Source organism: Streptomyces sp. NPDC059455 (genome assembly GCF_042750115.1).
In the GTDB taxonomy this organism is placed as follows: Bacteria; Actinomycetota; Actinomycetes; order Streptomycetales; family Streptomycetaceae; genus Streptomyces; species Streptomyces endocoffeicus.
Map to the genome: position 1 here is coordinate 136,407 of NZ_JBHYVB010000003.1, position 12,446 is coordinate 148,852.

General features: G+C 72.0%; 11 protein-coding genes. 4 read left to right on the plus strand and 7 right to left on the minus strand.

The genetic code is table 11. From position 1 onward, the window contains the following. Positions 1-667 (minus strand): TetR/AcrR family transcriptional regulator (locus ACFXB5_RS02295; RefSeq protein ID WP_385201570.1); only part of this gene is annotated, 667 nt, incomplete at its 3' end. A 104-nt stretch (positions 668-771) separates the two neighbouring features. On the opposite strand from ACFXB5_RS02295, the gene ACFXB5_RS02300 reads away from it, so the two are divergent. After that, positions 772-3,348: a glycoside hydrolase family 3 C-terminal domain-containing protein gene (locus ACFXB5_RS02300; protein ID WP_385201571.1), complete on the plus strand. Its 2,577-nt coding sequence runs from the start codon at positions 772-774 to the stop codon at positions 3,346-3,348. 353 nt (positions 3,349-3,701) lie between these two features. On the opposite strand, the gene ACFXB5_RS02305 is transcribed toward ACFXB5_RS02300, so the two are convergent. Beyond that, positions 3,702-4,664 (minus strand): SGNH/GDSL hydrolase family protein, encoded by a 963-nt coding sequence (locus ACFXB5_RS02305; protein ID WP_385201573.1) that lies wholly within the window; start codon positions 4,662-4,664, stop codon positions 3,702-3,704. A 325-nt stretch (positions 4,665-4,989) separates the two neighbouring features. Here ACFXB5_RS02305 and ACFXB5_RS02310 point away from each other — a divergent pair, with 325 nt between their 5' ends. Together ACFXB5_RS02310 and ACFXB5_RS02315 are read left to right on the plus strand one after the other, a co-directional pair. Next, on the plus strand, positions 4,990-5,484 hold the full coding sequence (locus ACFXB5_RS02310) for a DUF3145 domain-containing protein (protein WP_044575947.1): 495 nt from the start codon (positions 4,990-4,992) through the stop codon (positions 5,482-5,484). Between the two features lie 60 nt (positions 5,485-5,544). Continuing rightward, entirely contained in the window at positions 5,545-6,438 is an 894-nt protein-coding gene (locus ACFXB5_RS02315; protein WP_385201576.1) for an NAD(P)-dependent oxidoreductase, read from the plus strand. Between the two features lie 95 nt (positions 6,439-6,533). Here the strand turns inward: ACFXB5_RS02315 and ACFXB5_RS02320 are convergent, their stop codons facing one another. The 5 genes from ACFXB5_RS02320 to ACFXB5_RS02340 all read right to left on the minus strand — a co-directional run bounded on the left by ACFXB5_RS02320 (position 6,534) and on the right by ACFXB5_RS02340 (position 11,480). Further along, complete coding sequence (locus ACFXB5_RS02320) at positions 6,534-7,799, minus strand: beta-ketoacyl-[acyl-carrier-protein] synthase family protein (RefSeq protein WP_385201577.1); 1,266 nt, start codon at positions 7,797-7,799, stop codon at positions 6,534-6,536. Positions 7,800-7,875: 76 nt separating this feature from the next. After that, entirely contained in the window at positions 7,876-8,124 is a 249-nt protein-coding gene (locus tag ACFXB5_RS02325; RefSeq protein WP_020871568.1) for an acyl carrier protein, read from the minus strand. An 82-nt stretch (positions 8,125-8,206) separates the two neighbouring features. Further along, a complete protein-coding gene (locus tag ACFXB5_RS02330; protein WP_385201578.1) occupies positions 8,207-9,217 on the minus strand; it encodes a ketoacyl-ACP synthase III in 1,011 nt (336 codons plus the stop codon). Continuing rightward, entirely contained in the window at positions 9,214-10,206 is a 993-nt protein-coding gene (locus ACFXB5_RS02335) for an ACP S-malonyltransferase (RefSeq protein WP_385201596.1), read from the minus strand. The genes ACFXB5_RS02330 and ACFXB5_RS02335 overlap by 4 nt, the downstream gene beginning before the upstream one ends. An 89-nt stretch (positions 10,207-10,295) precedes the next feature. Continuing rightward, on the minus strand, positions 10,296-11,480 hold the full coding sequence (locus ACFXB5_RS02340; protein WP_201855541.1) for a CdaR family transcriptional regulator: 1,185 nt from the start codon (positions 11,478-11,480) through the stop codon (positions 10,296-10,298). 121 nt (positions 11,481-11,601) lie between these two features. On the opposite strand from ACFXB5_RS02340, the gene ACFXB5_RS02345 reads away from it, so the two are divergent. Continuing rightward, positions 11,602-12,270, plus strand: coding sequence for a pirin family protein (locus ACFXB5_RS02345; protein WP_385201598.1), 669 nt, complete (start codon positions 11,602-11,604; stop codon positions 12,268-12,270). The last annotated feature ends 176 nt before the right edge of the window (positions 12,271-12,446 follow it).

Below are 12,446 nucleotides of genomic sequence, written 5' to 3' on the forward strand. Positions count from 1 at the left end.
CACCACTCCCCACCCGACCGGCGCGGCCCCCCCCCCCCGCCCCACCCCCCGCGCCCGCTGCGACGCCCGCCCCCCCCCGGTACCCGAAGGCCCGGAAGAGGGCGGGCATGTCCACCGCGTCCCGGTCGTGCAGCCACTGGAACTGGAGCCCGTCCATCACCGCCACCAGCAGCGGCGCGGCGGCCTCCGGGGTGAGTCCGCCGGGGAGCCGGTCGCCGAACTCGCCGCGCAGGATGGCCGCCATGTCGGCGCGCACCTTGTCATAGCGCTGGGTGAAGAAGCCGCGCGCGGGATGGTCGTCGGTGACGCTCTCGCCGAGGAGCGCGGAGAAGGTCTGGACGATGCCGGGGCGCATCGCGTTGTAGTCCACCAGCGAGGCGAGCAGGTCCAGCGGCCATACGTGCCCTCCGTCGCGCCGCGCGGAGCCGGTGTCCCACTGGTCGCGCTCCTCGAGCACGGCGATGAGGAGCGAGTCCTTGGTGGGGAAGTAGTGGAGCAGCCCCTGTTGGGTGAGGCCCACCCGCTCGGCGACCGCGCCGAGGGTCGCGCCCCGGTAGCCGCGCTCGGCGATCACTTCGAGCGCGCGGCGGACGATCTCCGCCCGTCGTTCCTCACCACGTCTGGTACCGCGCTCGGTCGCCCTCTCCATGCTCGTACCGTAGAGCATGTTTGATAACGAATCGATAACGGTACCTACCTGGCGACAGGTTCTCGGGTCCACGATGGCCCCGGACGAGGACCGGACGGGACCCGCACCGGGAGGGGCGAGCGATGGCGGACGCGATCGGCGAGGGCGGCGAATGCGGCGAGGGCAACGAGGGGGGCACGGCCGAGGCCGTGGAGGCCGTGGAGAAGGCCCTCGGCCTGTTGGATCTGGACACCAAGGCGCGGCTGCTGTCCGGGCAGGACATGTGGAGCCTGCCCGCCGTTCCGGCGATCGGGCTGCGCTCCCTGGTGATGTCGGACGGCCCGATCGGCGTCCGTGGCGTCCACTGGACCGCCGACGACCCCTCCATCGCCCTGCCCAGCCCCACCGCGCTCGCCGCGACCTGGGACCCGGGGCTCGCCCGGCGCGCGGGGCGGCTGCTCGCGCAGGAAGCGCGGCGCAAGGGTGTCCATGTGCTGCTGGCGCCGACGGTCAATCTGCACCGCTCCCCGCTGGGCGGCCGCCACTTCGAGGCGTACAGCGAGGATCCGTATCTCACCGGCGAGATCGGCACCGGCTATGTGACGGGTGTGCAGGACGGCGGAGTGGGCACCACCGTCAAGCACTTCGTGGCCAACGACGCCGAGACCGACCGCTTCACCGTCGACAACGCGATCGGTGCGCGGGCGCTGCGCGAGCTGTATCTCGCGCCCTTCGAAGCCATCGTCGAAAACGCCCGCCCCTGGGGCGTCATGGCCGCCTACAACGGGGTCAACGGCTCGACCATGACCGAGCACCGCGAGCTTCAGCAGGGGGTGCTGCGCGGTGAATGGGGCTTCGACGGCTTCATCGTCTCCGACTGGATGGCGGCCCGTGACACCGTGCGGGGGCTCAAGGGCGGGCTCGATGTCGCGATGCCCGGCCCGCGGACCGTCTACGGCGAGGCGCTGGCCGCCGCGGTGCGCGACGGCCGGGTGAGCGAGGCGGAGCTGGACGACGCGGTGCGGCGGCTGCTCACCCTGGCCGCCCGGGTCGGCGTCCTGGACGGCGCGGCCCCGGCCGTCGCCCCCGCCGACCGGCCCGGCCCGATCGACGGGGACGCGCTGGCCCGCGAGATCGCCCGGCGGTCCTTCGTGCTGCTGCGGAACGAGGGCGCGGGCGGCCGGGAAGCGGTGCTGCCCCTCGACCCCGGCGCCCCCGGCGGAGTGCGGTCGCTGGCCCTGATCGGCGCAGCGGCACGCGATGCCCGGGTGCTGGGCGGCGGCTCGGCGGTGGTCTTCCCCGACCATGTGATCTCACCGCTCGACGGGCTGCGGGCCGCCCTCCCGCCGGGCGTCGAGCTCGGCTACGCGGTGGGCGCCGACCCCACCGATGAACTCGCCCCCGCCGCCCAGGGGTTCGCGCTGCGCGCCGTGGTCCGGGCCGCCGACGGGCGGGTGCTCGGCGAGTCCCGGCTGGCCGGTGGGCAGGTGCAGTGGATCAGCGACTTCCCCGACGGGGTGAGCTTCGAGGAGCTGCACACCGTCGAGACCGTCGGCACCTTCACCCCGCGCGAGAGCGGCGCCCACTCCTTCGGCACCAGAGGGCTGGGCGGCCTCCGGCTGGCCGTGGACGGCAAGGTGCTCTTCGAGGGGGAAGAGCACCCGGCGGACGTCGGAGACCCCTTCGAGGCGTTCATGGGCTCGCCCGTGCCCCGGGGCCAGGTGGAGCTCACGGCGGGCGAACCGGTGGAGGTCAGCCTCCTCTGCGCGGTGGCCCGCCCCGAGGACGCCCTGCTCGACGCCGTCTGCTTCAGCCTGCTGCACCGGGCCCCCGAGCGGGATGCCGAGGAGCTGATCCAGGAGGCCGTCGCCGTGGCCTCGGCGGCCGAGGCCGCCGTGGTGGTGGTCGCCACCACCGAGCGGGTCGAGAGTGAGGGGTTCGACCGCGGGCATCTGCGGCTGCCGGGCCGTCAGGACGAGCTGGTGCGCCGGGTCGCCGCCACCGGCACCCCCACCGTGGTGGTGGTCAACGCGGGCTCACCGGTCGAGATGGCCTGGCGGGACGAGGTCGCCGCGGTGCTGCTGAGCTGGTTCCCGGGCCAAGAGGCGGGTGCCGCGCTCGCCGACGTCCTGCTGGGCGCGGAGGAGCCCGGCGGCCGCCTGCCCACGACCTGGCCCCAGCGGCTCGAGGACGCCCCGGTCAGCGCGGTCACGCCGACCGAGGGCCGACTGGTCTACGACGAGGGTGTGTTCATCGGGTACCGCGCGTGGGAGCGGCGGGAGGGGACCACTCCGGCGTACTGGTTCGGGCATGGCCTCGGCTACACGGACTGGGCGTACGAGGCGATGGACTTCACCCCCGCGGAGGGCGACGGCGAGGCGCTGGGCACGGTGACCGTGCGGGTCCGCAACACCGGGCCCCGGGCGGGGCGCGAGGTCGTGCAGCTCTATCTCGCCGTGCCCGAGGACGAGGCTGAGACCGACACCCGGGGTGACGCCGAGGACCGCCCGGTCCGGCGCCTGGCGGGCTTCGCCTCGCTCACCGCCGCCCCGGGGGAGACGGCCGAGGCGACCATCCCCGTGCCCCGCCGGGCAGCGGAGATCTGGGACGCGGCAAAGGGCGCCTGGCGCCTGATCCCGGGCACCTACGCGGCGGAGGTGGGCCGCAGCGTCGCCGACCGTCGCCTGTCGGCCCCCGTGCCCGTGCGGCCGACAGCCTGAGCTACGCCGTCCGGCGCGCGGCGAGGCTGCTCGCGCGACGCCTGCGGCAGGCTGTTCCCCTCCCCGCCCCTTCCCGAACCTGGGGCTCTGCCCCAGACCCCGGAGCGCCGGGGCTGCGCTCCAGACTCCGGAGGGTCGGGGCTGTGCTCCAGACTCCGGGGGGCCGGGGCTGTGCTCCAGACTCCGGGGGGCCGGGGCTGTGCTCCAGACTCCGGAGGGTCGGGGCTGTGCCCCAGACTCCGAGGGCCAGGGGCGCAGCCCCTGCCGGGCGGCGGAGCCGCATAAAGGGAGAGGGCCCCGCGTCCCGCGCCCGGTTCCCGGCCCTTGGCCGGGAGCCGGGCCGCGGTCCGGGGTCAGGGGGCGGAAGCGGTGATGCGGCGGTAGGCCATGTCGGCCAGTTGCGCCTGGCCCGCCTTGCTGGGGTGGAACCAGTCCCACTTGCTCAGCTCATGCGTGGTGAAGCGGTATTCGTGCACCGCCGGGTCGTACCGGCACAGCACATCTCGCCCGCACACGTCCTTCAGGACCTTGTTGTACTCGGTCACCCGGTCCGACACCCGCTGTCGGCGGTCGTTGGAGGCCGCGTCCAGGTCCTCGGAGTCCTTCAGCATCGACGGGCAGATGCCCAGCTTCCAGATCTGCCGGCCGAAGACGTTCTTCCGCCCTTCCGACCACAGCCGCTTCAGATCCGGCACGCTGGCCACGTACACCTGCGTCTTCGGCAGATCGCGGCGCAGCCGGGTGAGCGCCGAGGTGAAGGTGGTGCGGAACTGCTCGGGGGAGGTCATGTCGTCCACCGAGTCCCGGCACGCGTCATTGGCGCCGATCATCACGGTGATCAGCTTCGGCTTGCGGGCGGCGGCCGCCTCGATCTGGCCGGGGAGGTCGGCCACGACCGCGCCGGTCTTGGCGAAGTTCCAGGCGTGGGTCCCCGCGTCGGCGGTGGCGGAGGGCAGCAGCCGCTGGGCGAGGCTCTGCACATCGGTGCCGGTGGACCACGACACCTCGGGGCAGTCGGAGAGCACCGAACAGGCGTCGAAGCCGCGGGTGATGGAGTCGCCCACGGAGGCGATCGAGGTCGGCCGGGTGTTCCAGACGATGGACCGCTTGGCGCCGGGCGTCTTCCCCGCGCGGGTCGGCCCGTGCCGGGAGGGGTCGTCCGAGCTGCCGAAACAGCCCGCCGAGCTCAGCACGGCGGCGGTGGTGAACAGCACCACGCCCGTGCGTCCAGCGGTGCGCAGGGACGGGCGCACGGTCGTACGCGTGGTCGAGGAAGCGGCCGCCGATCGCTTCCGGCGTGTCGCGCTGACCCGCATGGCTGTTCCCCCTCCGGCTGTTGGGTGATATCTATCCGGACCGACGGTACGTCACTCCTCCGGCTGGCTTGCACGGTACGTTTTTCTTGCGCCAGATGAGCGTCGTCCCGGCGACCTGACGCGCTATGCGGTACCAGCACATTACGCCCCGTCACATCCTGTCCACTTTCTAGAGAATTCTGCACGATAAATTTCACTGAAGGTGACGTCGAGACTGGTGTGGGGCTGATCACTAGGGCAGAATGTGATCCGATGTCCCGGGCGGGACCGGTACGGGCGCGAGGCCGCTGGGGAAGGCGCACCTCGAACCGCACAGGAGGCACCGGTGACGACCCGTGGAGTTCTGTATGTGCACTCCGCTCCGCGCGCGCTGTGCCCGCACGTCGAATGGGCCATCGCGGGCGTCCTCGGCGTGCGTGTCACTCTCGACTGGATCAAGCAGCCGGCGGCGAACGGCACCTGGCGTGCCGAGTTCTCCTGGCAGGGCGAGGTCGGCACGGCCTCCAAACTGGCCTCCGCGCTCCGCGGCTGGCATCTGCTGCGCTTCGAGGTGACCGCCGAGCCCTGCGCCACCGCCGAGGGCGAGCGCTACAGCTCCACCCCCGAGCTCGGCATCTTCCACGCCGTCACCGGAATGCACGGCGACATCCTGATCCCCGAGGACCGGCTGCGCGCCGCCCTCGCCCGCTCCGCCCGCGGCGAGAGCGACCTCGAGGCGGAGATCGCCAAACTGCTCGGCAAGCCCTGGGACGACGAGCTGGAACCGTTCCGCTACGCGGGTGAGGGCGCCCCGGTCCGCTGGCTGCACCAGGTCGTCTGAGCGCCTGACGCGCCGCCATCCCTTTGACTTGGAGCCCGCTTCAGGTTTTAGCGTGGCGGAATGACCGAACAACACCCGGCAACGTCCGTCGCGGTCCTCGGCACCGGCATCATGGGCTCCGGAATGGCCCGTAATCTCGCCCGCTCCGGGCTCGAGGTCCGTGCGTGGAACCGCACCCGATCCAAGGCCGAGCCGCTCGGCGAGGACGGCGTACGCGTCACCGACACCCCGGCCGAGGCCGTGGACGGCGCCGATGCCGTCCTGACCATCCTCTACGACGGTGCCGCCGCCCTCGAGACGATGCGGCAGGCCGCCCCCGCGCTGCGCCCCGGAACCGCGTGGGCCCAGGCCACCACGGCGGGTCTGGAGGCGCTGGAGTCGCTCGCCGCGTTCGCCCGGGAGAAGGACCTCGTCCTCATCGACTCGCCCGTGCTCGGCACCAAACAGCCCGCGGAGAGCGGACAGCTGCTGGTGCTGGCCGCCGGGCCGCACCCCGTCCGCCCAGTCGTCTGGCCAGTCTTCGACGCTATCGGCAGCCGTACGGTGTGGGTCGGCGACACCGCGGAGAGCGCCGCCGCCACCCGGCTCAAGCTGGTGCTCAACAGCTGGGTCCTCAACATCACCCACGCCACCGCCGAGGCGGCCGCCCTCGCCAAGGGGCTGGGCGTGGACTGGCAGGGCTTCCTCGACGCGGTCGAGGGCGGCCCGCTGGACAACGGCTATATGCGGGTCAAGTCGGCCCAGGTGCTCCGGGGCGACCTCGAGCCCAGCTTCGCCACCAAGACCGCGGAGAAGGACGCTCGGCTGATCGTGCAGGCCGGGGAGCGGGCCGGAGTACGGCTGGACCTGGCGGCCGCGGGCGCGGAGCGGTTCCGCCGCGCGATCGAGGCGGGCCACGGCGACGAGGACATGGTGGCCTCGTACTTCGCCAGCTTCGACGGCGAAGCCCCCTGACGCGGAAGCGGCCCGCCCCCGGCCGGAGCCGGAGGCGGGCCGCACCCGCGTATTCAGAGCGTCAGACCACCGATGGCGTCAGACCACCGATGTGGTCAGATCGTGCGGAAGGCCAGCACCACATTGTGGCCGCCGAAGCCGAACGAGTCGTTCAGCGCCACGATCGGGCCCTCGGCCCGGAGCGCCCGCGCCTCGCCGGTCACGACGTCCGCGTCCGCCTCCGGGTCCAGCGAGCCGATGTTGATCGTCGGCGGGGCCAGCCGGTGGTACAGCGCCAGCACGCTGGCCACCGTCTCCACACCGCCCGCGCCGCCGAGCAGATGGCCCGTCATGGACTTGGTGGCGGAGACCGCCATGTGGTCCACGTCGTCGCCGAACACCTTGCGCAGCGCCTTGATCTCCGCCAGGTCGCCCTGCGGCGTCGAGGTCGCGTGCGCGTTGACGTGCGCGATCTCGGCACCGCTGATGCCGGTGTTCTCCACCAGGTTCTGCAGCGCGTTCCCGATGCCGTTGCCGGACGGCTCCGGCTGGGTGATGTGGTGGGCGTCGGCCGAGATGCCCTGGCCGATGGCCTGCGCGTACACCCGGGCGCCGCGTGCCGCGGCGTGCTCCGCCGACTCCAGGACGATGGCGCCCGAGCCCTCGCCCATCACGAAGCCATTGCGGTCGACGTCGAACGGGCGCGAGGCGCCCTGCGGGTCGTCGTTGCTCTTGGACATCGCCATCATGTTGCCGAAGGCGACCATGGGCAGCGGGTGGATGGACGCCTCGGTGCCGCCCGCGACGACCACATCGGCGCGGCCGGTGCGGATCATCTCGATGGCGTAGCCGATGGCCTCGGCGCCGGAGGCGCACGCGCTCACCGGGGTGTGCGCGCCCGCACGGGCGTTGAGGTCGATGCTGACGTTCGCCGCCGGGCTGTTGGGCATCAGCATCGGCACGGTGTGCGGGGAGACCTTGCGGACGCCCTTCTCGCGCAGCACGTCGTACTGGTCGAGCAGGGTGGTGACCCCGCCGATACCGGAGGCCACGACCGCGCCGAGCCGGTCGGGGTCGATCGAGGAGTCCTCACCCGCCTTGGCGGTGAAGCCCGCGTCCGCCCATGCCTCACGAGCCGCGACCAGCGCGAACTGCGCGGAACGGTCGAGCTTGCGGGCCTGCGGACGCGGAATGATCGTGCCCGGCTCCACCGCGATCTTCGCGGCGATACGGACCGGCAACTCGGCCGCCCATTCCTCCTCCAGGAGGCGGACGCCGGACCGGCCGGCCAGCATGGCCTCCCAGGTCGACGGGGCGTCGCCACCCAGCGGCGTCGTGGCACCAACACCGGTGACGACCACGGTGCGATTGGTCGAGTTCACAGGAATTCCTACTCCACGTGTAGAAGGTGCTGGACCTGCCACCGCACGGGCGGCGACGACCGGCCTTGATACGGGCTCAGCCCTGGTGCTTGAGGATGTAGTCGACGGCGTCGCCGACGGTCTTGAGGTTCTTGACGTCGTCGTCCGGGATCTTCACGTCGAAGCGCTCCTCGGCGGCGACGACCACCTCGACCATGGACAGCGAGTCGACGTCCAGGTCGTCGGTGAAGGACTTGTCCAGCAGGACGTCCTCGGTCGGGATACCGGCGATCTCGTTGACGATCTCGGCGAGACCTTCGAGGATCTCTTCCTGAGTGGCGGCCATTGCGGCGCTCCTTCTTCGGTGTGTTGCGGTGGTGGCGCAGCGTCCGACTTCTGCGGAGCTGCGTGGATATGGACTATGGAGCCTAAGGAAGGGTAACGACCGTCGCTGCGTAGACGAGACCCGCTCCGAATCCGATGACGAGCGCGGTGTCGCCGCTCTTCGCCTGCCCCGTCGCCAACAGCCGCTCCATGGCGAGCGGGATGGAGGCGGCCGAGGTGTTGCCGGTGGTCTCCACATCACGGGCGACCGTGACGTGCTCCGGCAGCTTGAGGGTTTTGATCATCGAGTCGATGATCCGCAGATTGGCCTGGTGGGGGATGAACGCGTCGAGCTCGTCCGCGCTGACCCCGGCCTCGTCCAGGGCCTGCTGGGCGACCTTCGCCATCTCGTAGACGGCCCAGCGGAAGACGGCCTGGCCCTCCTGGCGCAGCGCCGGGTAGCGCACGTCGGCGGCGTTCTGGTCGCGGTAGACGTCCCAGGGCAGTGTCTGGGCGATGGTCTCGGACTTGTCGCCCTCCGAGCCCCAGACGGTCGGGCCGATCGCGGGCTCCTTGGAGGGGCCGACCACCACGGCGCCGGCGCCGTCGCCGAACAGGAAGGCCGTCGCCCGGTCCTCCAGATCGGTCAGGTCCGAAAGCCGCTCGACCCCGATGACCAGCACATGCTCCGCGGTGCCATCGGTGATCATGCCCTTGGCGAGGGTCAGTCCGTAGCCGAAGCCCGCACAGCCCGCCGAGATGTCGAACGCGGCCGGCTTGCCGGTGCCCAGCAGATGCGCGATCTCGGTGGCGACCGCCGGGGTCTGCTTCAGGTGCGAGACCGTGGAGACGATCACGGCGCCGATCTGCTCCGGCGTCAGACCGGCGTCGGCGATGGCCTTGCCTCCGGCCTCCACGGACATGGCGGCGACCGTCTCGTCCGGACCGGCCCAGTGCCGGGTGGCGATGCCCGAACGGGAGCGGATCCACTCGTCGGAGGAGTCGATGTGCTTGAGGATCTCCTCGTTCGGCACCACCCGGGTCGGACGGTAGCCACCGACGCCGAGAATGCGCGCGTACGGGGCGCCCTTACTGGGCTTGATCTTCGCGGTCATGCTTCTCGGAGCTCCTCTTCGGCCGGTGTGTCGACGGGAACGGCGTGCTCCTCGATCAGCGCACGCGCCGTGTCGAGATCGTCCGGAGTCTTCAGCGCCACATTGGTGACGCCCGGCAGCGCGCGCTTGGCGATGCCGGTGAGCGTGCCGCCCGGGGCCACCTCGATCAGCCCGGTGACGCCCAGCTCCTGGAAGGTCTCCATGCACAGATCCCAGCGCACCGGGTTGGATACCTGGGCGACCAGCCGCTCGATCACCCCGGCCCCGGTCGTCACGACCCCGCCGTCCCGGTTGGAGACGTATCGGGTGCGCGGATCGGCCACCGGGACGCCCGCGACCAGGACCTCGAGGGCGGCGACCGCCGGGGCCATGTGGTCGGTGTGGAACGCGCCGGCCACCTTGAGCGCTACGACGCGGCGCACCCCCTCGGGCTTGTCCGCGGCCAGCGCCGCCAGCTGCTCGGCGGTGCCCGCGGCCACGATCTGCCCGGCGCCGTTGACGTTCGCCGGGGTCAGTCCGTGCTTGTCGAGGTGGGCGACGACATCGTCCTGCTCACCACCCAGTATGGCGGCCATTCCGGTCTCGGTGCGGCTCGCGGCCTCCGCCATGGCGAGTCCGCGGCGGCGGACGAGCACCATGGCCGCCTCGTCGGTGAGCACACCGGAGGCCACGGCCGCGGTGATCTCGCCGACGCTGTGGCCCGCGACCGCGCCGATGCGGTTCGGCAGCTCCGCGAGACCGGTCGCGCCCTCGACGCCCTCGCCGAACAGCGCGTGGGCGGCGACCAGACCGGCGGCCACCAGCAGCGGCTGGGCCACCGCGGTGTCGCGGATCTCCTCCTCGTCGGCCTTGGTGCCGTAGTGGATGAGGTCCAGACCGGAGACGGCCGACCACCAGGTCAGACGTTCGGTGACGCCGGGGAGGTCGAGCCATGGGGTCAGGAAGCCGGGCTTCTGAGCGCCCTGGCCGGGAGCGACGAGTACGAGCACTCTCACACTCTCTCTTGTGGACGGTCCAGCTCGCCCGTGAGGACAAGGACGAAGAACCGACAGGGGAATTGTGGGGGTCCAACAAACGGTCAGGGCAATATGTTCGCGTCGGCGAGACGTCCCAGGATCAGGGCTATGCGTAGAGTAAACGCCGACCTGACGTCGGAAGGTGACCATCCGGTGACGTCCGTCACACGTCGTAGCCGGTAGCGGACGGTGTTCGGGTGAACGAAGAGCATTCGAGCCGCACCCTCCAGACTGCTCGCCTGTTCGAGGTACACACTCAGTGTCTCGAGCAGCGCCGAACCGGCTTCCTCCAGCGGTCTGTAGATCTCCTCCACCAACTGCTCACGGGCAGCCGGATCTCCGGCCATCGCGCGCTCCGGCAGCAGATCGTCGGCGATCACCGGACGGGGCGCGTCCGGCCAGGCGGTGCACGCCTTCAGCCCGGCCGCCGCCGCCCCCGCCGAGCGGGTCGCGGCCAGCAGGTCGGAGACCACCGGACCGGCCACCACCGGCCCCGGGGCATACGGCCCGATCAGCGCCTTCGCCGTCTGGAGCGGATTGTCCGAGCCGCCCGCGACCACCACCAGCCGGTCGCCCAGCACCCCGGTGAGCACCTGCAGCTTGGCGTGGCGAGCGGCCCGCCGGATCGCCTCGACGGTCAGCTCGCTGTCCCCGTCGGGGGCGGTGCCCAGCACCACGCACACATGTTCGGGAGAGTTCCAGCCCAGGGCGGCGGCGCGGGACAGCGCCCCCTCGTCCGCCTCGCCGGACAGCACCGCGTTGACCACCAGTGACTCCAGCCGGGCGTCCCAGGCGCCGCGCGCCTCGGCGGCCTGCGCGTACACCTGGGCGGTGGCGAAGGCGATCTCCCGGGCGTACACCAGCAGCGCCTCGCGCAGCACCGACTCATCGCCCGGGGCCGCCACGTCGTCGATCGCCGACTCCATGACCTCGATGGTCGTGCGGACCATCTCCACGGTCTGCCGCAGGGTGATCGCCCGGGTCAGCTCGCGCGGGGCGGTGCCGAACACATCGGTGCTGATCGCCTGGGGCGCCTCGGGGTGGCGAAACCATTCGGTGAAGGCCGCGATGCCCGCCTGCGCCACCAGCCCGATCCAGGAGCGGTTCTCGGGCGGCATCGCCCGGTACCACGGCAGCTGCTCGTCCATGCGCGCGATGGCGTTGGCGGCGAGCTTCCCGGAGGACTTCTCCAGGCGGCGCAGGGTGGCACTGTGCGGATGCGGGGTGTTCGAGGCTGGTTCAGGCACGAGGACAAGACTGCCTTATCGGGTGGCGAGCGCTGGGGGCGGGAGGCTACGCGGGGGTATACGCGGGGGTAGGGACGGGGCGGGGGCGGACGGTCAGCGGCGCACTACCGTGGACCGGGTGATGTGGATACAGCGGTCCGGTGCACGGTATCCGGGCGGGCAGGGCGCGGGCATCGAGACGCGCCACGCCTTTTCCTTCTCTGGGTACTACGACCCCGGCAATGTGCGGTTCGGCTCGCTCGTGGCCTGCAACGAGGAGCGGCTCGCCCCCGGTGCGGGCTTCGCCGAACATCCCCACCGCGATATGGAGATCGTCACCTGGGTCGTCGAGGGCGAGCTCACCCACGAGGACTCCACCGGCGCGCGGACCGTCGTGCGCCCCGGCGACGTCCAGCGGCTCAGCGCCGGAAGCGGCGTACGTCACACCGAGCGCAACGCGGGTGCGGAACCCCTCACCTTCGTCCAGATGTGGCTGATGCCGGGCCCTGGCGCCGCCACGGACCCGGCGTACGAGGTGGTGCGCGGCATCGCCGACGGCACCCCGTACGCACTGGAGCGCACCGAGGCGGTGCTGCATGTGCGGCGGCTGGTGGACGGTGAGCGCACCGCGCTGCCGGACGCGCCCTGGGTGTACGCACACGCGGTGCGCGGCGCGGCGCGGATCGACGGTGAGACCCTCACCCCCGGCGACGCGGCCCGGATCTCCGCCGCGGAGGGGCTGGAGGCGCGCGCCGAGGGCCCGGCCGAGCTGCTGATCTGGGAGATGCACGCGGAGCCGGGCTACGGCTGAGGGGTTCGCTGAGGCCACGGGGTGTCCGGCGCCCCCTTCCCGCGGCATCGATATGCGGCTCCGCCGCGCGGCAGGGGCTTCGCCCCGCCTTCCAGCCCCTCCAGGGGGCACCTCCCAGCGGTAGCTGGGAGAGTTTGAGGAGCGGGGTCTGGGGCGAAACCCCGCCTTCCAGCCCC

What these genes read in the sequence shown, in the direction of transcription:
- ACFXB5_RS02300 (WP_385201571.1), top strand. Translation starts at nt 772, where the DNA reads ATGGCGGACGCGATCGGCGAGGGCGGCGAATGCGGCGAGGGCAACGAG.
- ACFXB5_RS02305 (WP_385201573.1), bottom strand. Translation starts at nt 4,664, where the DNA reads ATGCGGGTCAGCGCGACACGCCGGAAGCGATCGGCGGCCGCTTCCTCG.
- ACFXB5_RS02315 (WP_385201576.1), top strand. Translation starts at nt 5,545, where the DNA reads ATGACCGAACAACACCCGGCAACGTCCGTCGCGGTCCTCGGCACCGGC.
- ACFXB5_RS02325 (WP_020871568.1), bottom strand. Translation starts at nt 8,124, where the DNA reads ATGGCCGCCACTCAGGAAGAGATCCTCGAAGGTCTCGCCGAGATCGTC.
- ACFXB5_RS02330 (WP_385201578.1), bottom strand. Translation starts at nt 9,217, where the DNA reads ATGACCGCGAAGATCAAGCCCAGTAAGGGCGCCCCGTACGCGCGCATT.
- ACFXB5_RS02345 (WP_385201598.1), top strand. Translation starts at nt 11,602, where the DNA reads ATGTGGATACAGCGGTCCGGTGCACGGTATCCGGGCGGGCAGGGCGCG.